The following is a 24420-nucleotide window of genomic DNA, read 5'->3' as shown; positions in this document are numbered from 1 at the left end:
AAGGAAGCCTTGCGGTGACGAATTTTAAATACCGGCTACGGCGATTGGACCAGACCCCCTTTATGACGGTCGGGCTCATCGTGATCATGGTGCTTGTCTTTTTGGCCATGACGTTAGCCGGTGGTAGTACCAGTGTGAACGTGTTGATCACCTTTGGGGCCAAGCTCAACCCGCTGATTCAACAGGGGGAGTGGTGGCGCCTGTTCACGCCAATGTTCTTACACATTGGGTTCACCCATATTCTGATGAACATGGTGACCCTGTACTTCGTCGGGATGCAGATTGAAGCCGCCTTTGGGCACACCCGCTTCTTGGCGATGTTTTTGGTCGCCGGCGTCGGTGGAAATATTGCGTCGTTTTGTTTTTCCAATAGTCTGTCGGCCGGAGCCAGCACCGCGATTTTTGGGTTGTTTGGTGCCTTCATGATGTTAGGCGAATCTTTCTGGCAAAATCCGGTGATTCGGCAGTTGGCGCGGACCTTCTTAGCCTTTGTCGTGATGAACATCGCCTTTGATCTGTTTACACCCGGTATCGATTTGGCCGGGCATTTGGGCGGGTTAGCAGCCGGATTTCTGGTAGCGTATACAGTCGGTGTTCCGCGAATTGGTAAAGTTAGCCCAATTAAAAGAGTGGTAGCGACCATTGTCCTAATTGGTGGATTGGTCTGGTTGTATTTGCACGGTATGGCGCAGTAAACCACGAAAAGTCTCGTGCAATTTCATGGAGGTTGTGGCACAATGAAAACGTTATATGATGTTCAGCAGCTACTTAAAAAGTTTGGTATTTATGTGTACATCGGCAGACGCCTATTTGACATCGAGGTCATGGCACTAGAATTGGACCACCTCCGACAAGCACGAGTCGTGGACGATTCGACGTTTGCCCAGGCCAAGATTGTTTTGACACATGAGCACCGGTTAGAGGAACAACGAGCAAAAAATAATCACCAATCCATTGGAGGTATTTAGCGTTATGGCACGGAATTTAATTGGAATCGATTTAGGTGGGACGACCACGAAAATGGCTTTTCTCTCACTGGCAGGGGATATTCTGACGAAGTGGAGCATTCCAACGGATATTACCGATGAAGGTAGTCACATTGTGCCAAATATTATTGATTCGATCAGTCAACACATTACGAATTCAGAATTCAGTAAAGATGACTTCTTAGGTATCGGGATGGGGACACCTGGCTCTGTCGACATTGAAAACGGCACGGTCATTGGCGCCTTCAACTTGAACTGGAAGAAGCGCCAACAGGTACGTGACCAGATTCAAGCAGGTCTGGGCCTCCAATTTATCTTAGATAACGATGCCAACGTGGCGTCCCTCGGTGAATACTGGAAGGGTGCCGGCGAAAAGGACAGCGATGTCGTCTTCGTTACGTTGGGAACCGGTGTTGGTGGCGGTGTGATCGCTGGCGGCCATCTGTTGCACGGTATCAATGGTGGCGCTGGCGAATTGGGCCACGTCACGGTGCAACCTAACGGGTACTTATGTACTTGTGGCAAACGCGGATGCTTGGAACAATACGCTTCTGCAACCGGGGTCGTTCACGTGGCTAAGGACATGGCCAAGGACTTCATGGGCACGTCTCGTTTGAAGGAAATGGAAGATAACCAAGAAAGTGTGACGTCCAAGATGGTCTTCTACTTAGCTGACAATGGCGATATCTTAGCCAACCAAGTGGTCGATCGCGTGACCTTCTACCTGGGATTAGCTTTGGCCAACGTGGCCAACATTTTGAACCCAGCCAACATCATCATCGGTGGTGGGGTTTCCAACGCCGGTAATACATTATTACAACCAACGACGCGGTATTTCCAAGAAAATGCCTTCCCGGCCGTTCGTGACTCCACTAAGTTGCGCTTAGCCCAATTAGGGAACGATGCCGGGGTCATTGGTGCCGCTTCATTAGCTTTGCGTTTCCAAAAGAGTAACTAGAACTTGTGGTTTAGGAAGGACGATTTAGTTTGGTAATTGCAGCAATTTCAGGAATGACGGTCTACACCATCATTTTGCTAGTCTTGATCATCGCGTGGGCCGCATGGCAGCTCATCACCGTGATTCGGCGGAATCAGGTTTCTACCGTCATTGACGAGGAGACCTTCCAAGCAGGCATGCGTAAGGCGCAGGTCATTGACTTGCGGGAAAAGAAGGACTTTGATGCGGGCCACATCTTAGGGGCACGTAACATCCCATATTCCACGTTTAAGACCTACCACACGGGTATCCGCTCAGACTTACCAGTTTACCTGTACGACCAAGGAAAGGCCCTCAGTACGCGGGCAGCATTGGTCTTAGGTAAGGAAGGCTACGAGGATATCTCGATCTTGAAGACGGGATATGCGCGTTGGCAAGGCAAGACGAAAAAGTCCAATTAAATTGGTCAGCAATTAAAAAATGAGCCGGGACAAGCCTCCCAGGCTCATTTTTTGTTAGGAAGCTGAATTAATACCTTGGCTCCCGGAGCCGACGGTGTTTTGTCCACTAAAATTAGTGAAACCAGGGCCTGCGTCAGCCAGGGTTCCGCCTGCTCTGGGGAACACCTTCAGCCTGAGAGGCGGGTTTCCGGCTCAAAGCGAGGCCGAGACCGCTTTTCAGGCTCGGTCCGGTCCGCCCACCGCGTTCCAACCCATAGTTGGCGGACGGTAGGGGGCCAGCTCAAACTACGAAGCTGTAAACGACTATTTTTTTTGCACCATCGGTTGCCTGTTGATGCACGTTTTGGCTACGAGGCCAGTGACAATCGACTTAAACCAAAAAAGCGACCAAGACAGTAAAGTCCTGGTCGCTGGGTGTTAGTCAGAGGTGATTTAGCCGTGGTGGGCAGCGTGGCTCTTGCGGTTAGCCCGTTTCCGGTTTTCTTCAAACCGTGCTTCTTGGTCTTCGATCGGTTGGACGACCTTCTTCTTGAAAGAAAAGACGGCACCCGCAACGGCGCTAGCGGTAGCAACAACGCCAAATAAGAAACCTTTCGTAAAGTGCTTCATCGTATTCGACTCCCATCATGTAAGATTTTAAGTTATCCGCTTCCATTATGCTTGTTTTGGGCGGAAATTGCTAGCAATTTACCTGATGACTGTGCGGGTCGTCCAGAAATATTTTCTCACCAATTTTACGTAGCAGGGGAGCCGTTCTGTGGTACCCTTACTACAGAAGTCTGAACGTGAAAGGAATGGGGATTCGTGTTTAAGAGACAATCCACACAGATTATTGCCCACCGGGGTAGCAAGGGGACGCGCCCGGAAAATACCTTGTTGGCGTTTCAAGCAGCACTAGATGCTGGCGCCGACGGGATTGAAACGGATGTCCAATTTTCACAGGACCAGCAACTGGTCATTATGCATGATGAGAAGGTCGACCGGACCACGAACGGCACGGGGCTGGTGCAAGACCACACTCTGGCGGAATTGAAACGACTGGATGCCGGCAGCCATTTTGGCAGTGAATTTGCTGGGACCAAGGTACCGACGTTAGATGAGGTCATTCAGTTATTGATTCAAGACAACTTCACTGGCGTCTTTAACCTGGAACTCAAGACCAATAAGATTCATTACGAGGGGATCGAACAGGCCTTGGCGGATTATTTTACCCAGCAACCGGTGCCGTTTCGACTGGTCTTCTCGAGCTTTCGGGCGCAGTCGATCATGACCTTACGGAGCCTGTACCCGCAAGCGGAGTACGCCAAGCTATTCAAGACGGCTGGGCGCCAAGCGCGTCGCATGCAACGGCAACACCTGGTCGGCGGTTTGCATCCAGACATTCGCTGGGTCAAGGCGCACCGCTTCTGGTTACCACACGTACAGCTCCGGCCGTGGACCGTCAATAGTCCCGCCGACATGGCGTACTGTCTACGGCACCATTTCGCTGGATTGATTACCGATTATCCAGCGCGTGCGGTGGCGTTACGAACGAAAATTCAGGGAGGCAACGAACAATGACAAAAGTTTTAGCAGTCGTCGGCCCGACCGCGGTCGGTAAAACCGCATTGGCCATTCGACTGGCCCAGGCCTTTGACGGCGAAATTATTTCGGGAGACTCGATGCAAGTTTATCGCCATCTCGATATTGGGACCGCTAAAGCTACGCCGGCTGAACAGGCCGCCGCGACCCATCACTTGATTGATATTTGTGACGTTGATCAGCAGTTCACGGTGGCCCAGTTTGTGGCGGAATCCCAGCGGCTGATTCGAGAGATCACCGGCCGCGGGCATTTGCCCATCATTGCTGGTGGGACTGGGTTCTATCTGCAAGCGCTGTTTGACGGTTTGAAATTAGGGGCGGCCGCGCCTGGTGACCCGACAATTCGCGAACAGTTACGTGCCGAGGCCCAAGCTCAGGGGCCACAAGCCCTCTGGAAACGCCTCCAGCAACTGGACCCGGTAGCGGCAGGGAAGATTCCCCCGACTAACGTGCGGCGGACTGTCCGGGCCCTAGAGGTCATTCAGGTGACGGGTCAGCTATTTTCCCATCAGGACAACGGCGGCCCCCAATATGACGAGCTGTACCTGGCATTGAATACCGACCGCCAGCTACTCTACCAACGGATCAATCAGCGAGTCGACCAAATGGTGGATGCCGGGTTGCTCAACGAGGTCCGGTGGCTAGCACAACAGGGCGGAACGCAATTGCCAGCGGCCACGGGCATTGGTTACCGAGAACTCTTGCCGGTAATCGACCAGCCCACCCAATATCCGGCAGCCATCGAACAGGTCAAACAAGACTCCCGGCACTACGCCAAACGCCAACTGACCTGGTTCCGTAACCAGACGACGGCGACCTGGTATGACCTGGTCCAACACCCGGAAACGTACACGCAGATTCAGGCGCAAGTGGCTGCCTGGGCGGGACTTAGTTCTCACAATTAATTAAGGAATAGTTAAAGCTTGACGCCGATGTTAGATTATCTGACATGAATGCTTGACTACCGCTTTCAGGGTGGTATGATAGCGTTATAGTTGAAGGGGGCCAGTAGTGATGAAGGAAAAAGAATTACGCCGTTCACTAGCGGTTTTACCGATCGGAACGGTCATGAAGCTCACCAGTCTAACGGCGCGCCAGATTCGCTACTACGAGGCCCAGCAGTTGGTCTTTCCCGAACGCAACGAAGGGAACCGGCGGATGTATTCGTTAAACGACGTCGACCGGCTCTTGGAGATCAAGGATTATCTGGCTGACGGGGTCAATGTGGCGGGTATCAAAGCCATTTATGATCAGCAACAACAGGTAGCTCAGGCGAAGGCCGCGGCTCAGCAAAAGCCACTGACGGATGAAGACGTGCGACGCATTTTGCAAGATGAATTCATTCGTCAAGGCGGGCTGGGACACCCGGCGCCGGGGATGCAACGACCCCTTTAAGACAGGTATGGGATTTTAAAAAAATAGCAGGGAGCGATTTTCATGGCAAAACCGGAATATTCCAAGGATGAGATCCGTCAGATGGCCAAGGACGAAAACGTAAAGTTCTTGCGGTTAATGTTCACCGATTTATTTGGCACCATTAAGAACGTGGAAGTACCTATTAGCCAACTCGGCAAGTTACTCGATAACAAATTGATGTTTGATGGTTCTTCGATCGACGGCTTCGTCCGGATTGAAGAAAGTGACATGTACTTGTACCCCGACCTCTCCACTTGGATGATTTTCCCGTGGAGTACGGAACGAGGCAAGATTGCCCGCGTCATTTGTGAGGTCTACACGACTGATGGTAAGCCATTTGAAGGTGACCCACGGAACAACTTGATCCGGGTCTTAGGCGACATGCGTAAGGCTGGTTTCACGGACTTCAACATTGGACCAGAACCCGAATTCTTCCTGTTTAAGATGGATGAAAACGGCAAGCCAACTACGGAACTCAACGACAAGGGGAGCTACTTCGATATGGCCCCAATGGACTTGGGTGAAAACTGCCGGCGTGAAATCGTCTTGACGCTGGAAGAAATGGGCTTTGACGTGGAAGCTGCTCACCACGAGGTTGCGCCCGGCCAACATGAAATCGACTTCAAGTACGCCGATGCCTTAGCTGCGGCTGACAACATCCAAACCTTTAAGCTGGTGGTCAAGACGATTGCCCGCAAGTACGGCTTGTATGCCACGTTTATGCCAAAGCCTTTGGCCGGTATCAACGGTTCCGGGATGCATTTGAACATGTCCTTGTTCCACGACCAAGGCAATGCCTTCTTTGACAAGAACGGTGACATGGAATTGTCCGAAGATGCTTTCCACTTCCTGGGCGGCCTGTTGAAACATGCCCGGAGCTTCACCGCGATCTGCAACCCAATCGTTAACAGTTACAAGCGCTTAGTTCCTGGCTACGAAGCCCCTGTTTACGTGGCTTGGTCCGGTTCTAACCGGTCACCACTGATCCGGGTACCAAATTCTCGTGGCTTGTCCACCCGACTGGAACTGCGGAGCGTTGACCCAGCGGCTAACCCATACCTGGCCATTGCGGCTGTCTTGGAAGCCGGCTTGGATGGCTTGCGGAACAAATTGGCGCCGCGTGAGGCCATTGACCGCAACATCTACCGCATGGATGCCGAAGAACGGCAAGAAAACCACATCACCAATCTGCCAGACACGTTGCACAACGCGTTGAAGGACTTGGCCGCTGATGACGTGATGCGTGGTGCCATGGGTCATCACTTGTATCAAAGCTTTATTGAAGCCAAGAACCTGGAATACAATTCTTACCGGACCCAAGTTTCTGAATGGGAACGGGAACAATACCTGGAACTGTACTAAACTCAGGTTAACTGAAAATCATGGGAGAGCTCAGGACTGTCGGTCCGGGCTCTCTTTTTGGCACGCAGGACTAGTTGGCTGGGGATGACAACACAGTGAGAGCTGGCCGCCTTGCCGTTCGCTAGAGATGAGTTGGAACGCGGTGGGCGTCGGGCCGAGCCAAAGAGCGGTCTCGACCGGCAACTTGGAGCCGATGGGTCACGTCTCCAAGTTGCCAGTTTTCTAAGTGGCTAGGGTCGTGCCACTTAGAAAACGCCCACGGCTGAACTCATCTCTAGCGAACTATCGGCTACGGTAGCGGTAGTCATAAACATAGAGTTAACCAGCAAGTGACTGCGCCAGCCGAAATGATTGGCGTTACCGTTACTTGCTGCTGTGACCGCGGGCAGGCCAACGTCTAAATTCGTTGCAAGATGAGGAATTACCTGGTAACTGAAACGTTTGCGCTGCAGGCTGATTTGTAGGGAGTTCCGTTGAAATAGTCACTGACAGCTGAATTTGAACTGATTGTTGTGGCACGCGTCATCATGGCCGTGAGAGTCCCGAGACCGTTCTATGGCTCGGCCCGGCGTCTCAGCGCTTCAACCCACATTCAGCGAACGGCAAGGCGGCCAGTGTCACCCATCAGATTTGCAGACAGAAAACCGGGCGATAAGGAAAAATTCCTGCATTTCCCCTAAAACTTCGGGCAAACTGCTTTTTTCTCACAGATTTTTTGGTAACATGAAGATATAACCAAATGTTCACGGCAAGCGCTAGGGAACATCAGAATAATGAGGGATAATCCATGGAAAATCAAGAACAACAAGCTAGTGCCGCCGATACCTTAACACAGGCAATCGCCAACAAGCTCGATTACTTAAGCACCTTACAGGCGGCGGTTCAGCACGGCGATGATCGCCAGGTCTATGAACTGTTGGACCAAGTACGTTACACACAAGAAGTTAAGAAGACCCGTTCGACGCGGACCGTTAATCATCTGGCCGAATTGGTCGACAACATTCACCCAGAAATCAGCCACTATTTAAGTGACAAATTGATTGATTATTTAGGCCACATCTACCCGTTTTTCTACTACGAAGAATACACCACGGGACTGTTCCACATTTACTTTGGGAACTGGTGGGACCGGCGTTTATTCGGCGACTTAGACGTCATCAACGTTCAGTTTAAGTTCGACGAAAAGGAATACCAAAAGCTCAAGGACTCCTTTGCCTTAGAGGCCCATGGCCAACGGCTGAATACCGCGCAGATTGAATCTATTTCCGGTCAAAGCGAACAATTACAACGCCTGGTCGATGCACAAACCACGCGGGATAACCAGAAGGCCGACTTGCGCGAACAGCTGAAGGAAAATAGTTCCAAGAGCAGTATGCCTTGGGACTCCGGTAAGCTCAAGGACGAACGGCAAAATATCATTGACCAGTTGACCAAACTGGCTGATGAAGACGAACAAGCCTTGAACGCCCACAAGACCATTAAAGAAAATGACGATAAGATTTTAGTGCTGTCGAAAGAAGACACGATTTTGAATTACGAAAAGCAAAGTATTCGCGATTCCTTTGATGACTTCGAACATTTTGAAGCACACAATGCGAGTCTGTATGCGGACTACTTGAACAGTTTGTTAGGCAAGAGTGAGGGCGAGGTGGCAAAGAATGATTAACGAAAATGACCCCTCGACTTTGACGACTAGTGGCCGGTTATTAAATTATAATGACGCCATTAAGGACGGCCTGGAAACGGGTCTACGGTTCACGAAGCTGATGGACCAATTGATCAAGACCACGGATCCAGATGAGTTAGTGGCCGCCGCAACGGAATTGGCCGACTTTAAGCTTGATTCGGACTACGTGACCTTCCCGCACCAATACAGCAATGCCGACTACTACCTGTTATTCATGTCACGGATGCTTGAATTGCACGATCAAGGGAAAAACGTGATCTTACAGTCACGGGACCACCACGAAGAATTAACCCAACAATTAACACCATTGGGTGACCGGGGGACTTTTAACTTCCGGGTCGAAACGTCTGAAAATGGTGGCGTCTACTACCGCGAACGGGCAACGGGCCAGTCGCTGTTTTACTTGAACCTGGAACGCAAAATGTTCCGGTTTAACAGCCATGCGTTGACGCAATTATTTATCATCGACCTCCACGATACGGTGCCGGCCGAAACGGTCAAGACGTCCGTCCAGATCTTGGTGGACTTTGCCCGCTACTTAAAAGAAGATTACGGCTACTCTGTGGACTTTAACTTGCTGGACGCAGCTAACCGGCAAAATTATGCCGTACGGGCCGCTGATTTACCAGCTGGCGTCGTCGATCGCTTATTTGTGATGGCCGCCAAGGAAGACTACATGCTGACCAACGGTGTGAACGGCAACGGGGCAGAGATTGCCTTGGACAAAGGTGTCGTGGTCGATATCTTCAACAACCAATTGGAAGGGCAACCAGAGTGGGTCTTGACGGTCCACGACGACGACCAAAAAGTTTCTTGGTTCGACGTCTTACTGAAGTATCCTTTCATGCGTGACTGGTACTTAGAAAACTTAACGGACCTCGAAATCAAGTCCGATCCCCTGATTTTCGGCTAGGAGGTAGCACGTGTTAGAGTTAGCAAAGTTAGTTCAACAATCGATTGCACTAGACGAGCAGATTACCCGCGACCGCGATATTGAAATGTCCCGGAAGTCCCAGATTGAAAATGCCTACGTGGCTTTAGACGTTGAACTCGCTGAGGTGGCCAACACCTCGGAGTGGTTCAAGGTTTGGAAGACCCACCGTGGCAAGGCAGATGCCGGGCAAACGCCGGCAGAGACTTTATTGACGGAATACACGGATGCCATGGATTTCTTCTTCTTGGTATCGGCTAAGAAGACCTGGACGCATCTGATCATGTTGACGGAAGAGGACTTGACCACGTTGGCCAATAGCCGCCCAGCCAAGGACTTGGATCAGCAGTATTTAATTTTAAAACGGATGCTGTTCAACAGTCACTTTGCCCACCGGCAAGAGGACTTCCGGCATGCTTGGCGGTTGTTCCTGAAGTGGGGCTTCGTTGATTTCGGCTTCAGCCAAGATCAAATCCAAGCCGCCTACGAAGCCAAACGTCAAGTCAACTTAGATCGCCAGGCGCATAATTACTAACGACTAAGCCAGTGCCTGCGGCTGCCAGAGCTTCCACCTGCTGTGGGGGACGGTTCCAGCCAAAAGACGGGCTTCCACCTCGCTTGGCAAGCCTTGCCAAATGCGCAAGTCTTCCAAGTCGCCCACGCAGTAACCTGACTGTGAAACGTCAGCTAACTGCGTCGACACAGCTGGTTACAGCTCGGGCCGTCCTCCCCCAGCGTTCCAGCCTAGATTTTGCGCAACGGTAAGGCGGCAATCAAGATCTGCAGTACCGCAGGCAACTGGCGTGATCAATTTAAGCATAAAAAGATTTTGGAATAGCGTAGAAATGGTGAAACTAAGGGACTGTGTACACGTTGGCACAGCCCCTTTCTAGCAGGGAAGGAGCGAGACCTATCAGTCAAAAAGACCCACGCGTCGTGCGGACCAATGAACGCCTGCGACAGGCGCTTAGTACCTTGTTACAGCAGCAATCATTGAAACAAATTTCTGTCCAGAAACTGACGCAAAAAGCGCAGATTACTCGGGGAACCTTTTATCTGCATTACAAAGACAAGTTGGATTTTTTAGAACAGACCGAACAACAAGTTATCGATGAGTGGTTTGCGACTGCCAAAACGACGACGATCACACCGCAAGGAGACCCCACCAATGGCTTTGCACTGGGACCAGCCTTGCGCTACGTGGATGAGCACCACCAAATCCTGTTGGTCTTGCTCCACCCGCAATTCACACAATTTCAACCGCGGCTCCTGCAACGCTTTGAGCGCGAACTGCTCGCTTATGGCCGGCAGTTACCGGCGCCGGCGGGGGATGAACCGCCAGTCGATATTCAAGCAGCGTACTTGGCCACGGCCTTTACCGGGCTGGTGCACCACTGGTTGAATGATAATCGGCGGTACCGACCGGAATTTTTGGCACGAACTTTTTGTCAGCTATTGGCGCCGGAAACCACGCCCCTGGCGACTTGGTTCGCCCCGGTCGGCATTGATTCTCCCGTGAATGCAGAAAAAGCTTGACACGAGGGGCCCCATCAAGTACAATTTTCATGTTGTATTTGTGGACTTCCACAGCTGCAACCGCTCGGGACGAGTTTTAAGTTTTCCGCTTGCGGAGCACTCGTTTTCGGCGAGTCTAAGTCTAATTATATGAAGGAGGTGCACATACATGTACGCAATTATCGTAACTGGCGGCAAGCAGTACAAGGTCGAAGCAGGCCAAGCTGTTTACGTCGAAAAGTTGAACGTTGAAGCTGGTGAAAAGGTTACTTTTGACCAAGTTGTCTTTGTCGGTGGCGACACGCCTAAGATTGGGACGCCAACTGTTGCTGGTGCAACCGTAACTGGAACTGTTGAAAAGCAGGGTCTGGAAAAGAAGGTTGTTACTTTCAAGTACAAGGCCAAGAAGGGCCAACACACGAAGAAGGGTCACCGTCAACCATACACTAAGGTTGTCGTTGATGCTATCAACGCTTAAGCCTAACGAATAAGAGAGGCGATCTCGATGATTCACGCGACAATCCACTATGGTGCGAAGCGAATCAACTCATTTCAAATCACTGGCCACGCTGACTCAGGTGAGTATGGTCAAGACATTGTTTGCGCTGCGGTTTCGGTGCTTGCGATCACGACGGTTAACGGTTTACAACGGGTCGCTGAGATTCCGGTGTCCGTCGAAAATCGTGATCAGGCAGGGGGCTTTCTGGAAGTTCACCTACCACCAAAGCTGGAAGCATCGACCGAACTTAAGGGACAAACACTCCTCCAGAGTTTTGCGGATGGGTTAAGAGATGTCGCCACAAATTACGCGGATTTTGTTGAATTCGCTGAAATCAAAGACTAAATTGCGGAGGTGAAACTTATGCTGATGAACATGAACTTACAATTCTTCTCTCACCATAAAGGTGGTGGGTCCACTGCTAACGGTCGTGACTCTGCTGGTCGTCGTCTTGGGACGAAGGCTGCTGATGGTTCGACGGTTACCACTGGTTCTATCCTTTACCGCCAACGTGGGACGCACATCTACCCAGGCTTGAACGTAGGCCGCGGTGGTGACGATACGTTGTTTGCTAAGGCTGCTGGCGTCGTTAAATTCGAACGTCTGGGCCGTGACAAGCGCCAAGTATCCGTATACCCAGTTGCAGAAGAAGCAGCTAAATAACACGAGGTTTTCCTCGTAACGACTGAAGAGCTTGAGGCGAGACCAATTCGCTTTGAGTTCTTCTTTTTTCTTCCAATTTTCAAGGAGGCTGAGGTTAAATGACGACTAGAATCGAACGCCTGCAGGCCGAGTTTGCAGGACTGAGTATTGATAGTTTTTTAGTTTCCTCCCCCAGTAATCAACGTTACCTGGTGGGAACCAGTGTCGAACCCGGCGACGGGTACCTGTTGGTTACGCAAACGGACGCGGTGTTCATCACGGACGCGCGTTACGAAGCGGAACTGGCCAGCACGATGCCGGCAGTGCCGAAGAACATCACCCGCGACTACTTACAAGCCGTAGATGATGCCTTAGAGGCCGCTGGTGCCACGGTACTGGGAATTGAAGATAGTTTAACCTTGGCTGAATTTGAGTGGTTAGACGAGCATTTAATGACGGACATCGTGCCATTGCCCAATGTCGTCGACACCCTGCGTCAAGTCAAAGAACCGGCTGAAGTGGCCGCCATTCGTCGAGCAACAGCGCTGACCAGTGAAGGCGTTCTCGCCTTACTAGAGGTGTTGCACGCCGGCATGACGGAACGCCAAGCAGCGCAATGGTTGGAACGTTGGATGCAAGACCACGGCGCGACGGGACCAAGTTTTGGCACCATCGTGGCTAGTGGCGTGCGTTCGGCTTGGCCACATGGGCAGGCCAGTGATAAGGTGTTGGCGACCGGCGAATTGGTCACCATTGACTGTGGCTTTTACGTCGATGGCTACACCTCGGATCTGACGCGAACTGTCGCGTTGGGCGATCCTGGGACCGAATTAACGGCGGCCTATCACGCAGTCCAAACGGCGCAAGAAAAAATCATGGCGGCGGTGCGTCCCGGCGTCACCGGTGATGCGCTCGACGTCATTGGGCGGCAATACTTGACTGATCACGGGTACGGCCCGGCATTTATTCACGGGACCGGCCACGGGATTGGCTTAGATATCCATGAAGGTCCCAACATTGGCCGGGGATGGCCGGACGTTTTAACGGCCAACGAAGTCATTACTGTTGAACCCGGTGTCTATTTCACGGGCAAGGGGGGCATCCGCATCGAAGACGATTTATTGGTCACCGACGCGGGTCACGAGGTCCTGACGACCGTGCCACGAAATTTAATTATTTTGTAAGTGGCACGCCAATCTTGCTTTTTATGGGTAAGAATTGATATTATAAAGAGGACATATTTTAGGAGGCTAACACATTATGGCAATTTCTACTGCTGATTTTAAAAATGGTTTAACAATTGAAGTCGATCACGCAATCTGGCGCATCATTGAATTCCAACACGTTAAGCCTGGTAAGGGTGGCGCTTTCGTTCGTTCAAAGCTGAAGAACTTACGGACGGGTGCCGTTCAAGAAAAGACTTTCCGTGCCGGTGCTAAGATGGAACAAGCTGATATCCAAACGCGTTCCATGCAATACCTGTACGAAGACGGTGACAACCGGGTCTTCATGGACACCGACAACTTCGAACAAATCGAAGTGCCTGGCGAACAGATCAAGGATCAATTGCCTTACTTACAAGAAAACATGAACGTGGACTTGGTTCAATACGGTTCCGAAGTTCTCGGTATCGAAGTGCCAAACACGGTCGTCTTGGAAGTTGTTGCAACGGAACCTGGCATCAAGGGCAACACCGCTTCTGGTGGTTCCAAGCCAGCTACGATGAACACTGGTTTAGTTGTTCAAGTGCCATTCTTCGTTAACGAAGGCGACAAGCTCTCCATCAACTCAACCGATGGGACTTACATTTCTCGCGCCTAGGTTTTACGATCCATTGAATCAGTAAGGGAGGGTCAACGAATGGCAGAAGATACTAATATTATTTTAGAATCCAAGGAACCTGCTTTGGGCAAAATCGAAGTGGCACCGCAAGTCCTCGAAATCATCGTCGGCATTGCGGCTAGCCAAACCGAAGGCGTCGCTCGGATGCGGGGTTCTTTAGCGAATAGCGTCACCGAACTGTTGGGTCGTAAGGAACAACATGGTAAGGGCGTGAAGCTGGTCTTTGACGGCGACGAATTAGCAGTTGACGTTTACGTTTACTTGAACTACGGGGTAGCGGTACCTAAGGTTGCCTTGGCCATTCAAGATAACGTGAAGCAACAATTGTTGTTCATGACAGACCTCAAGTTGCGTGAAGTTAACGTCCACGTTGAGGGTGTCATTCCCGAAAAGACGGCGCAACAGGTCGACCCTGATAACCTGTTTGACCAGAGCGATGAAGGAGACAGTGACCAAAAGTGACACTTACACGACATCAAATTCGGGAACGGGCATTTCAAATGCTGTTTGCACTGAATGCCAATCCTGATGCCGATCACGATGCGTTGTACCAACGTGTCCTGACGGATGACCCCGACCAAACCGTTCCGGTGCCTGAGTACCTCCAGACATTGGTAACTGGCGTTTTAGCCCACCAAGCTGACTTGGATGCTAAAATCGACCAGTACCTGAGCACTGGCTGGCAACTCAAGCGGATCGCCAAGACTGACTTGGTGATCATGCGGATCGCTTTTTATGAAATTGACTACGTGGAAGACGTGCCGAACAGAGTTGCGGTCAACGAAGCCTTGGAATTAGCCAAGAACTTCAGTGATGACCGTTCTCGTCGGTTCATCAACGGGGTGCTTGCGCACACGTTGGACGACCCTTTGGATTCACAATCCTAGTCACAAATCGACTGACTGCTAGCTAGCGGCCAGTCTTTTTTGTTGTTCCGGGGCTGATGATCCCTATTTGACGGACGGTGGGCGGTTAATTTTCACTGTCCCGCTGCCGGCAACTGATCTCATCGCTCGAAAGCGGGTCTCAGCATTTTCTCTGGCTCGTAAGACCGCATTTGCTGTCAAAAAGTTAAACCATTTAACGGGTAGCTTACGGTTCATTTTGCGGCGTGATGCAGTCCCGTTTTCAAGTCAACTATGCTAAAATGGAAGATAACTTGAAATTTACGGGAGGAAGTACTTCATGACGACCATTATCGACGGTAAACAACTGGCCAAGGACCTCAACGCCCAAACTAAGGATCGGGTGGCAAGCTTAGCGCAACGGGGCATCGTGCCCGGATTAGCAGTCATTATCGTGGGCGAGGATCCCGCCAGCGCCATTTATGTGCGTAACAAGCACAAGAAGGCCGGCCAACTGGGCATCAACTCAGTCGTACGGCAGCTTCCCGCAACGATTTCGCAAGCAGATCTGTTACAAGTCGTAACAGAATACAATCAAGACCCGGCGATTCACGGTATCTTGGTTCAGTCACCGCTGCCAACTGGCTTGGATGAACAAGCCGTGGTGGCCCACATCGACCCCGCCAAGGATGTGGATGGGTTTCACCCGTTGAACGTCGGCAAGTTATTTGCCAATTTACCGGGTCATCATCCCGTTTCCTGCACGCCTCGGGGCATCATGACCATGCTCGACTCGTTGCATACGCACTTGCGGGGCAAACACGCGGTGGTCGTAGGCCGTAGTATGATCGTGGGGCGGCCGATGGCGTCGATGCTGTTGAACGCCGACATGACGGTCAGTGTCGCCCACGTGTACACTAAGGACTTGAGTGCGTTGACCCAACAAGCCGACGTGTTGGTCGTGGCGACCGGCGTCACCCATTTAATTAAAGAAACAGACGTCAAGCCCGGCGCCATCGTGATCGACGTCGGCATGGATCGAGACGAAAACGGCAAGTTGACCGGCGACGTGGATTTTGATGGCGTTGTTAAACGGGCCGGCGCGATTACGCCAGTACCTGGTGGCGTGGGGCCGATGACGATTGCGACCCTGATGCAACAGACGGTTGACCTTTGTGAGTGGAGTGAGGAACGTGGCACAAACTGATTATTTAACGGTCACAGCGCTGACCCAATATTTGAAGCGCAAATTCGACGTGGACCCGTACCTGGGGAAAGTCTATCTAACGGGAGAAATCTCTAACTTTCGGCTACGGCCACACGCTCATCAGTATTTCAGCTTAAAGGACGACCACGCCAAAATCAGCGCAATCATGTTCAAGTCGGCCTTTGAGAAGTTAAAATTCACGCCAGAGACCGGGATGAAGGTGCTGGTGACTGGCCGGATTTCGCTGTATGAACCGACCGGTAATTATCAAATCTACGTGGAGCGCATGGAACCAGATGGCGTCGGGCAGTTGTATCAAGCCTACGAGCAGCTGAAGCAAAAATTGGCTGACGAGGGATTATTTACGGCCCCCAAGCGCCCCTTACCACGCTTTCCGAAGCGCATCGCCGTTGTGACCAGTCCCAGTGGGGCCGTGATTCGCGATATCATTACGACCACTCGGCGGCGCTATCCCATTGCACAAATCGTGCTATATCCGGCGGTCGTGCAGGGGGAAGCGGCGGCGCCTGACATCGTGCGGCAGATTCAACGGGCCAACGCCAACGGTTCGTTTGACACCCTGATCATTGGTCGGGGTGGTGGGTCGATCGAAGACTTGTGGCCGTTCAATGAAGAGAGCGTGGCCCGCGCCATTGCGGCCAGTCGTCTGCCCATCATTTCGTCGGTCGGCCACGAAACCGATACAACGATTGCCGATTTGGTGGCTGATGTTCGGGCAGCGACACCGACTGCGGCGGCCGAACTGGCAGTGCCGGTCTTGAGTGAGGAATTACTCAAGCTCAGCCAGCAACGCACGCGGCTGTACAATGCGATGAACAACCGCATCAATTTCCAACAAGAACGGCTGAACAAATTAATGACGGCCTACGTGTTCCGGCAACCTCAGCGCTTGTACGAAACGTACGTGCAGCGGCTGGACCGCGCCCAACAGGCCTTGGGACAAACCATGCAAAACCAATTGCGTCAACGCGAACAACGGTTCCAATTGGCTCGTCAAGGTCTGCGCGGTCAGTCACCATTAGAACGGGTGCACCGTGACCAATTGACCGTCAGTCAGGCCACGGCGCGGTTGAATACCGAAGCCAAACGCTACTTGACGACGAAGCAAGAACATGTGGCCCAATTGATCAACGGCCTGGACTACTTGAGTCCGCTAAAGATCATGGGTCGCGGCTATAGTTACGTGACGCAAAACGACCATGTAGTCAAGAGTGTGGCCGATTTGAAGCCTGCCACCGCCACGATTCACTTGAGCGACGGGACGGCTGAGGCCCAGATTCAGACAATCACACCAGCAACGGAGGATAACCATGAGTGATGAAAAACAACCAACTTTTGAAGAGAATTTAACGACCTTGGAAACCATCGTGTCCCAACTGGAACAAGGTGACATTCCCTTGGAACAGGCCCTGGACCAATTTCAAAAAGGGGTGGCGTTGAGCAAGAGCCTGCAAGCCACCTTACAGGATGCTGAAAAGACGTTGACGACCATGATGAAAGATTCTGACCAAGAAGTCGCCTTTGAAACGCCACAAGGGGGCAATGGGGATGCCGATTGATTCGCGGCTCCAAACATTTGAAACGACCTGGGTCCCGCGGCTAAATGCGCCGCTGGCGGACGCCATCGCTGCTGACAGTGGGGATGACCGCTTAGCCGAAGCCATGAGCTATTCCGTTTTGGCGGGCGGTAAACGGTTACGGCCACTGTTGACGGTCGCGACGATGCAAACTCTCGGCGCGACGTTTACTGCCGATCGCGACTGGCGACCGGTCATGGCACTGGAGTTGTTGCACACGTATTCCTTGATTCACGATGACTTGCCTGCCATGGATAACGATGCCTTGCGCCGGGGCGAGCCGACTAACCACATGAAGTTTGGGGCTGGAATGGCGACGCTGGCTGGCGATGGGCTGTTGACGCTGGCCTTTCAATGGCTGACGGCCACCGCACTGCCAGTTTCAACCCAGGCGGCATTGGTGCAAGCCTTGGCCGTCGCTGCGGGTCCCCACGGAATGGTGGCCGGGCAAGCCAAGGACATTCAAAATGAGCACGTGGATTTGCCGATGGACCGGTTGCGGGTCTTGCACCGCGAAAAGACCGGGGCACTTCTGCACTACGCTGTGCAAGCCGGATTGATTTTGGCTGGAACCCCGCAAGCGCAGTGGTCATCCTACATCCAGTTTGCGGACGCCTTTGGGCTGGCCTTTCAGATTTACGATGACATCTTGGACGTTGTTAGTACGCCAGCCGAGCTCGGCAAGGCGACTCAAAAGGATGCCGGTGAGGCCAAGAACACCTATCCAGGCAAATTGGGCTTGGCGGGGGCCAATCAGGCCTTGATCAAGACGATTGCTCAGGGCCAAGCCGCCCTGCAGACGGTGCCAACGGCGGTGGATACCGATTTGTTGGCCGCGTTCTTTAGTTATTTTGATACGAAACGGGTGAAGTAGATGAAGAAGAAACGGGTCGCAGATTTACTAGTCGAACAGGGCTTATACACATCCCTGGATGATGCCAAACGGGCCGTAATGGCCGGGGAGATTCTGGGAACGAACGAGGAACGCCTGGATAAGCCGGGGTCCTTGATTCCCATTGATACGGAACTACATTTAAAGGGCCATCCCTTACCCTACGTGTCCCGCGGTGGCTTTAAGTTAGCCAAAGCCCTGAAGTCCTTTGACATCGACGTGACCGACCGGGTCGTCTTAGACATTGGGTCATCGACCGGGGGCTTCACCGACGTGATGTTACAAAACGGCGCCAAGCTCAGCTACGCCCTCGATGTGGGGAGCAACCAGTTGGTGTGGAAACTCCGGCAAGACCCGCGGGTCATCGTCATGGAGCACACCAATTTCCGGTACAGTAAGTTAGCTGACTTCACCAAGGGTCAACCCACGTTCGCGTCGATCGACGTGTCCTTTATTTCCCTGAAAATGATCTTGCCGCCATTGAAGGCTATTTTGGCGTTAAACGGTGACGTGGTTGCGCTGATCAAACCCCAATTTGAGGCGGACCGTGAAGACGTGGGGAGTCACGGCATCGTGCGTGACCGCGACGTCCATACCCGCGTGGTTCAGATGATCATCGACTTTGCCGTGGCAACCGGGTACAGCGTGTTAGGACTTGATTTCTCGCCGATTCGTGGGGGCGAAGGCAACATTGAGTTCCTCGTGCACTTACGCTCGGTTGATAAACATGCAGTTTGTGCAAGTTCGGTCTCAGTGGCTGACACCATCGACGCTGCCTACAAAGGCTTAAAACAATAGATTATGAGAAATTTATGAGAATTTACTTTCCAAATACTTAGGTCTGGTATATGATAAGATTATGCATTTTTATCACATAAGGGGGGCTAGGTATGAAGAAGCAGGAACGCCAACAATTGCTCAAGCGATTACTGACATCACGAGAAATTGAACGACAAGAGGACTTTGTCCGGCTATTAGAAGAAGATGGTATCCACGTGACGCAAGCAACCATTTCGCGGGATATCAAGGAGATGCAACTGGTCAAACTTCCGGCAGAATCTGGGGGTTACCGCTACAGTCTTCCCGTGCAAAAAAAGATCGACACCCAAAAGAAGTTACAACGTACCTTACAAAATGCGTACATATCCTTTGCGGTCCAAGACCAATTTACGATTCTAAAGGTCCTGCCCGGAAACGGTCCGGTGATTGCGTCACTGTTAGACCAGATGCGGTATGAATTTGTCTTTGGCACGGTGGGTGACGACAGTTCCGTCTTGACCGTTTGTGTTTCTCATCAGGGTGCCTTACAATTAGAAAAGACGATTGACCGCATGCTTGCGGATTAGGTAGACCAGACCACGACTGACGACCAGCAAAAGCTGACGAAGCAGCAGTGGTCTTTTATTTTTAGGGGGTCACAACGTGTTACAAGAGCTGTCTATTAAAAATTTTGCCATCATCGACCAACTCGACGTGGCATTTAAAAATGGCATGACCGTTCTCACTGGGGAAACGGGTGCCGGGAAATCGATTATCATCGATGCCGTGGGGCTGTTAGCGGGTGGTCGCGGGTCGGCCAGCTTTGTCCGGACCGGCACCGATAAAGCCATCATCCAAGGGAGTTTTGTGTTTCCTGAGGGTGGCACCACGTATCAGGTCCTCGACGACCTGGGTATCGACCACGATGATGGGAGCGTGATTTTGCAGCGCGAGATTCATCAAAATGGTCGCAACACTTGTCGGGTCAATGGGATGCTGGTCAATACCAACACGCTCAAGCGCATCGGGGAAACGGCCGTGGATATTCACGGGCAAAACGAGCATCAAGAGTTGATGCAGCCAGAAAAGCACCTGGGGATGCTGGACGAGTTTGCCGGCGCCACGGTGGCCAAGTTGCGGCAGCGTTACCAGGCGGTCTATGCGCAATACACCCAGTTGCGGGCGACGTTGGAAAATAAGCGGGCCAATGAAAAGGAATGGGCCCAGCACCTGGATATGCTCAAATTTCAGGTCAACGAAATCGAGTCGGCCCAACTGGAACCTGGCGAGGAAGATAGCCTGGTAGCGGAACGCGACCGGTTGGATAATTTCCAAAAAATCAATGACGCCCTGCAGCTGGTTCAGGTCACACTGACGGGAGAAGACACCGCCCCCGGGGCGACCGACCAGATCAGTGGTGCCATGCAGGCGATGCAAGGTATTGCAGATTTCGACCCAGCCTTCAAGCAGATTGCCAGTAGCTTGGAAACGGCCTACTACGCGTTGAGCGACGCGGTGGGGGATGTCTCCTCTCAGCTAGATTTATTGGAATGGGACGAAGGCCGGTTAGACGAAATCGAGCGGCGTTTAGACGTCATCAACCAGTTAAAACGCAAGTATGGCGATTCCGAAGCGCAGGTCTTGAAGTATTTCGACAAGATTGCGGCCGAATTGAAGCAAATGCAAGCCACCGACGAGACAGCTGACGACTTGGAGGGTCAAGTGGCGACCCAGCGGACGACGTTGTTGAAGCTGGGCGAACAACTCAGTAAGGCCCGCCAACAAGCAGCCGAAAAGCTCGAGGCGGCTATTCACGGCGAGCTGGCCGACCTGTACATGGATAAGACGGTTTTTGCTGTGCATTTTACCCGTTCCAAGTCCCAACCGATTTTGAGCACTGGTTTGGACCACGTGGAATTTTACCTGCGAACTAACCCGGGTGAAGCCATGCGGCCGTTAGCGAAGATTGCCTCCGGTGGGGAATTGTCACGGATCATGCTGGCGCTGAAGACGATTTTCTCCGAGTCACAAGGCATCACGTCGATCATCTTTGACGAAGTGGATACCGGGGTCAGCGGCCGGGTCGCTCAGGCGATTGCTGAAAAGATCAGTGGCATCGCCCGGGCCTCGCAAGTGTTATGTATCACGCATTTGCCCCAGGTTGCCGCGATGGCCGATCACCACTACTTCATTGCTAAGGAAATCGTGGGCGAACGGACCGAGACCAAGCTGACGCGGTTGAGTGAAAAGGACCGCGTGAGCGAAATCGCTCGTATGTCAGCCGGCACCCAAGTCACGAAATTGGCATTGGAACACGCCAATGAGTTGCTGGGGTTGGCTGATGAGGTTAAGGAAAAGCATGCGAAGAAACAGAAATAATTTGAAAAGAGTCCATCGGCCAAACTTGGGTTGATGGACTCTTTGCTTGTTTACGCCAAATTTATTTCACGAATTTATTTAGTCAATTAACAAATTCCATACGATTTTATTCGTTAATTGCGTTATACTTAATGTGAATGTAACAAGTTGAATGAGGTGTGAGAGATGCTAAAACGGATAGGGTTAGGACTACTGAGTTTGGTTGTAGGATTTCTGATTTTGTGGGGAGGGTCAAGTAGAGCTAGTGCAGCTAGTATTGATAATCATGTGACGGGATTAGATGTGCCTAGCAAAATTGAAGAAGAGACAGGGAATAATACTTTTACAGATATTACGGACACGGGGGAGCCGCTAAAGTCGGGTCAAAATTATAGACTGACATATTCTTGGACGGTCACTGACGGTACTAAAATTGCTGATAAAGACACCGCGACAGTGACCCTACCTGATTCGGCGAGTCATGGTGCGGTCGGTTTTGATGTTAAAACGGGTGATCAAAATCAAATCACAGTTGGTCATTTTGATTTAGAGGCAGATTCCGGCCATACGGCAACAATTACCTTTAATGATGAACTAGCGAATGCCAATGTTTATCGTCAAGGAAGCCTGACATTTCAAGTTACAGGAACAGCGGATGATACGAGTTCTGGCAATAATGATTACGTTATTGCCAAAAACGGTTGGATTCAAAAAGATGACTTTGATGCGAATGGTATACCTAAACAGGCGGTCTGGCAGATTGTTTTTAATCCAGCCGCTAAGAGTATGGGAACAGTAACTTTAACTGATACCTTGGGAGCCTATCAATCCTATGCTGGTGGGCTTAAAGCCACAGATGATACAACTGGGGACACCTTGAATCCTACAGTTCAGGTTGATGGCTCCAAGTTAACCATCACATTTACCAAAGTAACTGGTAAGATAACGCTGAGTTACTATACAAAGGTAGATGTTGATCATTTCAGTGGGACAACCAGTGGCTTTCTCAGTAATAGTGTTAATTTGGTGGCTGAGGATGGTGAAACTGGTAGTGCGGGAACAGACCCAGGCTCGGGAACTAATCCAGATGATCCGACGATAGCGGGAGATGCACATAAGAATATTCAGTGGGGTGGTTCTGCGGATATTAATGGCACCTACATTGGTGATGTTAAGTTGACTAAAACAGCAGTTGATGGTACGCAGCTGAATGGAGCCGAATACAAACTGCAAAAGCAAAATGATACTACTAAATTATTTGAGGATTACCAAACACAATTAACAACCACCAGTACGTCTGATGGCAACGGGATTCTCAATGATTATGGCTTACCCGAGGGGACCTATCAGTTCATCGAGACTAAGGCTCCTAGTGGCTATCAAATCAATTCCACACCAATCCAGTTTACAATCAGTTCTAACAATACCACTGCACAGCAATCGGTTAGTCAGGTAGATACTAAAGGGTCGGTAAAGTTGACGAAACTAGATAGTCAGTCTCCGGAAAAGTTACCGGGTGCGCAGTATCAATTAGCGTATGGATCAGGATGGACTGACTATAATGCTGGCTCACCGGTTGAATCTGAAGCGTACACGACTGGGGCTGATGGGACACTGACGGTTACGGGGCTGGCACCAGGAAACTATGAGTTTGTTGAGGAACAAGCGCCGAATGGATATAAATTGGATCAAACACCAATTTCGTTCACTATTGCTGATACACAAGGAACTGATACTGCTGCTGTTTCAGTTGAACAACGAGATGAACCAGAGAGCGGTTCTGATAGCAGCTCGGGGAGCAGTGATAATCTGACAACTTCCAGCTCGATTGTTGATAGTAATAGCTCTGGCAGCATAAGTGATTCAAGTAGCTCGAGTAGTACCAGTAGTTCCAGTAGATCCAGTAGATCTCTGAGCTCTTCATCGGAGAGTACACAATCGAGTAGTGCCTCTTCAGATACTGACAGCGGTAATGTCTACTCAATGACATCAAGTAGTTCCACAAGCGCCACTGATAATAAGGGAAGTCACGCAGATAAGACTAGTTTCAGTCCAACCAATAATGAATCTTCTGACGATTTGAACGCTGGTGGGAGTACTAGCAACACCCCAACCCAACACCACCGCAGCATGGCCGACCGACTTCTACCTAAGACCAATGAAGCTAAGACTATCTACGTCGCAATCGGGGGACTCTTATTGCTTGGCAGTAGTCTAAGCATCTGGCAATACCGCCGTACCCGGAAAAACTAAAAATTAGGTCAAAAAAAAACGACCATGGTAGAACGCAAGAATCCTATCATGGTCGTTTGGTTTACTTTACGCGTTGAATCGACCGCAATAGCGCGGGGGTCACAATGGTAGCGAGCTGTTTGGTTTGTTTTAAAATGAGGTGACCAGCGGCGTCTTCTTTTAACTGGCCAATGACGGTTGCGGGGGCGACGTCTGGGGCCGCTTTGAACTGGAGCCGGACCAAGTAGTGGCGGTCCATGGCTTGCTGGATGAAGAGGGCTAACTGGAAGTCAGGCATCTGAGCGTAAACGACTTGGCCATCAATGACCGGTAACGGACTGAAGAGTTCCTGGGACAGGGTGGCTACCCGATCAGACAGGGTAACGCTTTTTGCGATTGAATTTTGCATGCTGATCACCTCGAACGTTTGTTTGTATTTTTATTATACGAACGTTTGTTTGAGATTGCAAGCCTTTTTGTTCGATTGTTTTGGCCGATAGGGGAACATCCCCGGCCAGCCTGACTTTCACCCAAAGAAAGCCGACGATTTCCGGTTCACTGGCCCCAAAATACTCAGTGGCTTCGCTAAATCAGTTCTGACCCGCAATTGGCGGTTTTTTTTGACAAATAGGCCGGATATGCAGTATTTATCGCTGAATAGTGGTAATAT

Annotated in this window: 29 protein-coding genes and 1 other annotated feature; of the genes, 27 read left to right on the top strand and 2 right to left on the bottom strand. The window is 51.2% G+C overall.

Going from position 1 to position 24420, the window contains the following annotated elements:
* Positions 1-14: 14 nt before the first annotated feature.
* From EKM83_RS03235 to EKM83_RS03220, 4 genes are read left to right on the top strand one after another with little or no spacing between them, the layout of a single operon-like run.
* The gene (locus EKM83_RS03235) at positions 15-695 is read left to right on the top strand and encodes a rhomboid family intramembrane serine protease (protein ID WP_125575211.1); all 681 of its coding nucleotides are present in this window, start codon (positions 15-17) and stop codon (positions 693-695) included.
* 42 nt (positions 696-737) lie between these two features.
* On the top strand, positions 738-968 hold the full coding sequence (locus EKM83_RS03230) for a YqgQ family protein (protein WP_125575210.1): 231 nt from the start codon (positions 738-740) through the stop codon (positions 966-968).
* A 4-nt stretch (positions 969-972) separates the two neighbouring features.
* A complete protein-coding gene (locus EKM83_RS03225; RefSeq protein ID WP_125575209.1) occupies positions 973-1944 on the top strand; it encodes an ROK family glucokinase in 972 nt (323 codons plus the stop codon).
* A gap of 29 nt (positions 1945-1973) precedes the next feature.
* Positions 1974-2384 carry a rhodanese-like domain-containing protein gene (locus tag EKM83_RS03220; RefSeq protein WP_125575208.1) on the top strand — a complete coding sequence of 137 codons (411 nt, stop codon included), beginning with the start codon at positions 1974-1976 and terminating at the stop codon, positions 2382-2384.
* Between the two features lie 432 nt (positions 2385-2816).
* Here the strand turns inward: EKM83_RS03220 and EKM83_RS03215 are convergent, their stop codons facing one another.
* Positions 2817-2993 carry a DUF3042 family protein gene (locus tag EKM83_RS03215; protein WP_125575207.1) on the bottom strand — a complete coding sequence of 59 codons (177 nt, stop codon included), beginning with the start codon at positions 2991-2993 and terminating at the stop codon, positions 2817-2819.
* Positions 2994-3188: 195 nt separating this feature from the next.
* On the opposite strand from EKM83_RS03215, the gene EKM83_RS03210 reads away from it, so the two are divergent.
* The 23 genes from EKM83_RS03210 to EKM83_RS03100 all read left to right on the top strand — a co-directional run bounded on the left by EKM83_RS03210 (position 3189) and on the right by EKM83_RS03100 (position 23771).
* Entirely contained in the window at positions 3189-3944 is a 756-nt protein-coding gene (locus EKM83_RS03210; RefSeq protein WP_125575206.1) for a glycerophosphodiester phosphodiesterase, read from the top strand.
* Positions 3941-4870: a tRNA (adenosine(37)-N6)-dimethylallyltransferase MiaA gene (gene miaA, locus EKM83_RS03205; RefSeq protein WP_125575205.1), complete on the top strand. Its 930-nt coding sequence runs from the start codon at positions 3941-3943 to the stop codon at positions 4868-4870. The genes EKM83_RS03210 and miaA overlap by 4 nt, the downstream gene beginning before the upstream one ends.
* A gap of 109 nt (positions 4871-4979) precedes the next feature.
* On the top strand, positions 4980-5360 hold the full coding sequence (locus EKM83_RS03200; RefSeq protein ID WP_125575204.1) for a MerR family transcriptional regulator: 381 nt from the start codon (positions 4980-4982) through the stop codon (positions 5358-5360).
* 42 nt (positions 5361-5402) lie between these two features.
* Complete coding sequence (glnA, locus tag EKM83_RS03195; RefSeq protein ID WP_125575203.1) at positions 5403-6743, top strand: type I glutamate--ammonia ligase; 1341 nt, start codon at positions 5403-5405, stop codon at positions 6741-6743.
* 787 nt (positions 6744-7530) lie between these two features.
* Entirely contained in the window at positions 7531-8409 is an 879-nt protein-coding gene (locus tag EKM83_RS03190; protein ID WP_125575202.1) for an exonuclease SbcC, read from the top strand.
* Complete coding sequence (locus EKM83_RS03185) at positions 8402-9343, top strand: hypothetical protein (protein WP_125575201.1); 942 nt, start codon at positions 8402-8404, stop codon at positions 9341-9343. The genes EKM83_RS03190 and EKM83_RS03185 overlap by 8 nt, the downstream gene beginning before the upstream one ends.
* Positions 9344-9353: 10 nt before the next feature.
* Entirely contained in the window at positions 9354-9896 is a 543-nt protein-coding gene (locus EKM83_RS03180; protein WP_125575200.1) for a dUTPase, read from the top strand.
* 401 nt (positions 9897-10297) lie between these two features.
* The gene (locus EKM83_RS03175; protein WP_225418608.1) at positions 10298-10897 is read left to right on the top strand and encodes a TetR/AcrR family transcriptional regulator; all 600 of its coding nucleotides are present in this window, start codon (positions 10298-10300) and stop codon (positions 10895-10897) included.
* 48 nt (positions 10898-10945) lie between these two features.
* Positions 10946-11024, top strand: a sequence feature (ribosomal protein L21 leader region).
* Between the two features lie 21 nt (positions 11025-11045).
* Positions 11046-11354, top strand: coding sequence for a 50S ribosomal protein L21 (rplU, locus tag EKM83_RS03170; RefSeq protein ID WP_011667708.1), 309 nt, complete (start codon positions 11046-11048; stop codon positions 11352-11354).
* Positions 11355-11381: 27 nt separating this feature from the next.
* Positions 11382-11720: a ribosomal-processing cysteine protease Prp gene (locus EKM83_RS03165; RefSeq protein WP_125575199.1), complete on the top strand. Its 339-nt coding sequence runs from the start codon at positions 11382-11384 to the stop codon at positions 11718-11720.
* A 24-nt stretch (positions 11721-11744) separates the two neighbouring features.
* Complete coding sequence (rpmA, locus tag EKM83_RS03160; protein WP_125575279.1) at positions 11745-12038, top strand: 50S ribosomal protein L27; 294 nt, start codon at positions 11745-11747, stop codon at positions 12036-12038.
* Between the two features lie 98 nt (positions 12039-12136).
* Positions 12137-13201, top strand: a complete 1065-nt coding sequence (locus EKM83_RS03155; protein WP_125575198.1) for a M24 family metallopeptidase — start codon at positions 12137-12139, stop codon at positions 13199-13201.
* A 76-nt stretch (positions 13202-13277) separates the two neighbouring features.
* Positions 13278-13838, top strand: a complete 561-nt coding sequence (gene efp / locus EKM83_RS03150) for an elongation factor P (RefSeq protein WP_125575197.1) — start codon at positions 13278-13280, stop codon at positions 13836-13838.
* Between the two features lie 39 nt (positions 13839-13877).
* Positions 13878-14321 (top strand): Asp23/Gls24 family envelope stress response protein, encoded by a 444-nt coding sequence (locus tag EKM83_RS03145; RefSeq protein ID WP_125575196.1) that lies wholly within the window; start codon positions 13878-13880, stop codon positions 14319-14321.
* Positions 14318-14746 (top strand): transcription antitermination factor NusB, encoded by a 429-nt coding sequence (nusB, locus tag EKM83_RS03140; RefSeq protein WP_125575195.1) that lies wholly within the window; start codon positions 14318-14320, stop codon positions 14744-14746. The genes EKM83_RS03145 and nusB overlap by 4 nt, the downstream gene beginning before the upstream one ends.
* A gap of 298 nt (positions 14747-15044) precedes the next feature.
* Positions 15045-15911, top strand: coding sequence for a bifunctional 5,10-methylenetetrahydrofolate dehydrogenase/5,10-methenyltetrahydrofolate cyclohydrolase (locus EKM83_RS03135; protein WP_125575194.1), 867 nt, complete (start codon positions 15045-15047; stop codon positions 15909-15911).
* The gene (xseA, locus tag EKM83_RS03130) at positions 15898-17250 is read left to right on the top strand and encodes an exodeoxyribonuclease VII large subunit (RefSeq protein ID WP_125575193.1); all 1353 of its coding nucleotides are present in this window, start codon (positions 15898-15900) and stop codon (positions 17248-17250) included. The genes EKM83_RS03135 and xseA overlap by 14 nt, the downstream gene beginning before the upstream one ends.
* Positions 17243-17491: an exodeoxyribonuclease VII small subunit gene (locus EKM83_RS03125; protein WP_125575192.1), complete on the top strand. Its 249-nt coding sequence runs from the start codon at positions 17243-17245 to the stop codon at positions 17489-17491. The genes xseA and EKM83_RS03125 overlap by 8 nt, the downstream gene beginning before the upstream one ends.
* Positions 17481-18383 carry a polyprenyl synthetase family protein gene (locus EKM83_RS03120; protein ID WP_125575191.1) on the top strand — a complete coding sequence of 301 codons (903 nt, stop codon included), beginning with the start codon at positions 17481-17483 and terminating at the stop codon, positions 18381-18383. Before EKM83_RS03125 ends, EKM83_RS03120 begins: the two co-directional genes overlap by 11 nt.
* Positions 18384-19199, top strand: coding sequence for a TlyA family RNA methyltransferase (locus EKM83_RS03115; protein WP_125575190.1), 816 nt, complete (start codon positions 18384-18386; stop codon positions 19197-19199).
* 92 nt (positions 19200-19291) lie between these two features.
* Positions 19292-19747 carry an arginine repressor gene (locus EKM83_RS03110; protein ID WP_125575189.1) on the top strand — a complete coding sequence of 152 codons (456 nt, stop codon included), beginning with the start codon at positions 19292-19294 and terminating at the stop codon, positions 19745-19747.
* Between the two features lie 76 nt (positions 19748-19823).
* Positions 19824-21539 carry a DNA repair protein RecN gene (recN, locus tag EKM83_RS03105; protein ID WP_125575188.1) on the top strand — a complete coding sequence of 572 codons (1716 nt, stop codon included), beginning with the start codon at positions 19824-19826 and terminating at the stop codon, positions 21537-21539.
* Between the two features lie 165 nt (positions 21540-21704).
* Positions 21705-23771 (top strand): SpaA isopeptide-forming pilin-related protein, encoded by a 2067-nt coding sequence (locus EKM83_RS03100; RefSeq protein WP_125575187.1) that lies wholly within the window; start codon positions 21705-21707, stop codon positions 23769-23771.
* 61 nt (positions 23772-23832) lie between these two features.
* On the opposite strand, the gene EKM83_RS03095 is transcribed toward EKM83_RS03100, so the two are convergent.
* On the bottom strand, positions 23833-24159 hold the full coding sequence (locus tag EKM83_RS03095; RefSeq protein WP_125575186.1) for a hypothetical protein: 327 nt from the start codon (positions 24157-24159) through the stop codon (positions 23833-23835).
* Positions 24160-24420: the final 261 nt, after the last annotated feature.

The organism is Levilactobacillus angrenensis, from assembly GCF_003946085.1.
In the GTDB taxonomy this organism is placed as follows: domain Bacteria; phylum Bacillota; class Bacilli; order Lactobacillales; family Lactobacillaceae; genus Levilactobacillus; species Levilactobacillus angrenensis.
Note: the sequence above shows the minus strand (reverse complement) of the source record. Positions and strands in the feature narration are given on the sequence as shown.

Bases quoted from the DNA above. Each gene is read 5' to 3' on its own strand.
- EKM83_RS03225 (WP_125575209.1), top strand. From the start codon at position 973: ATGGCACGGAATTTAATTGGAATCGATTTAGGTGGGACGACCACGAAA.
- rpmA (WP_125575279.1), top strand. From the start codon at position 11,745: ATGAACATGAACTTACAATTCTTCTCTCACCATAAAGGTGGTGGGTCC.
- EKM83_RS03230 (WP_125575210.1), top strand. From the start codon at position 738: ATGAAAACGTTATATGATGTTCAGCAGCTACTTAAAAAGTTTGGTATT.
- EKM83_RS03185 (WP_125575201.1), top strand. From the start codon at position 8,402: ATGATTAACGAAAATGACCCCTCGACTTTGACGACTAGTGGCCGGTTA.
- miaA (WP_125575205.1), top strand. From the start codon at position 3,941: ATGACAAAAGTTTTAGCAGTCGTCGGCCCGACCGCGGTCGGTAAAACC.
- efp (WP_125575197.1), top strand. From the start codon at position 13,278: ATGGCAATTTCTACTGCTGATTTTAAAAATGGTTTAACAATTGAAGTC.
- EKM83_RS03145 (WP_125575196.1), top strand. From the start codon at position 13,878: ATGGCAGAAGATACTAATATTATTTTAGAATCCAAGGAACCTGCTTTG.
- EKM83_RS03110 (WP_125575189.1), top strand. From the start codon at position 19,292: ATGAAGAAGCAGGAACGCCAACAATTGCTCAAGCGATTACTGACATCA.
- EKM83_RS03120 (WP_125575191.1), top strand. From the start codon at position 17,481: ATGCCGATTGATTCGCGGCTCCAAACATTTGAAACGACCTGGGTCCCG.
- EKM83_RS03135 (WP_125575194.1), top strand. From the start codon at position 15,045: ATGACGACCATTATCGACGGTAAACAACTGGCCAAGGACCTCAACGCC.
- EKM83_RS03095 (WP_125575186.1), bottom strand. From the start codon at position 24,159: ATGCAAAATTCAATCGCAAAAAGCGTTACCCTGTCTGATCGGGTAGCC.
- rplU (WP_011667708.1), top strand. From the start codon at position 11,046: ATGTACGCAATTATCGTAACTGGCGGCAAGCAGTACAAGGTCGAAGCA.
- EKM83_RS03155 (WP_125575198.1), top strand. From the start codon at position 12,137: ATGACGACTAGAATCGAACGCCTGCAGGCCGAGTTTGCAGGACTGAGT.
- EKM83_RS03200 (WP_125575204.1), top strand. From the start codon at position 4,980: ATGAAGGAAAAAGAATTACGCCGTTCACTAGCGGTTTTACCGATCGGA.
- EKM83_RS03215 (WP_125575207.1), bottom strand. From the start codon at position 2,993: ATGAAGCACTTTACGAAAGGTTTCTTATTTGGCGTTGTTGCTACCGCT.
- EKM83_RS03165 (WP_125575199.1), top strand. From the start codon at position 11,382: ATGATTCACGCGACAATCCACTATGGTGCGAAGCGAATCAACTCATTT.
- EKM83_RS03115 (WP_125575190.1), top strand. From the start codon at position 18,384: ATGAAGAAGAAACGGGTCGCAGATTTACTAGTCGAACAGGGCTTATAC.
- EKM83_RS03190 (WP_125575202.1), top strand. From the start codon at position 7,531: ATGGAAAATCAAGAACAACAAGCTAGTGCCGCCGATACCTTAACACAG.
- glnA (WP_125575203.1), top strand. From the start codon at position 5,403: ATGGCAAAACCGGAATATTCCAAGGATGAGATCCGTCAGATGGCCAAG.
- EKM83_RS03125 (WP_125575192.1), top strand. From the start codon at position 17,243: ATGAGTGATGAAAAACAACCAACTTTTGAAGAGAATTTAACGACCTTG.
- EKM83_RS03100 (WP_125575187.1), top strand. From the start codon at position 21,705: ATGCTAAAACGGATAGGGTTAGGACTACTGAGTTTGGTTGTAGGATTT.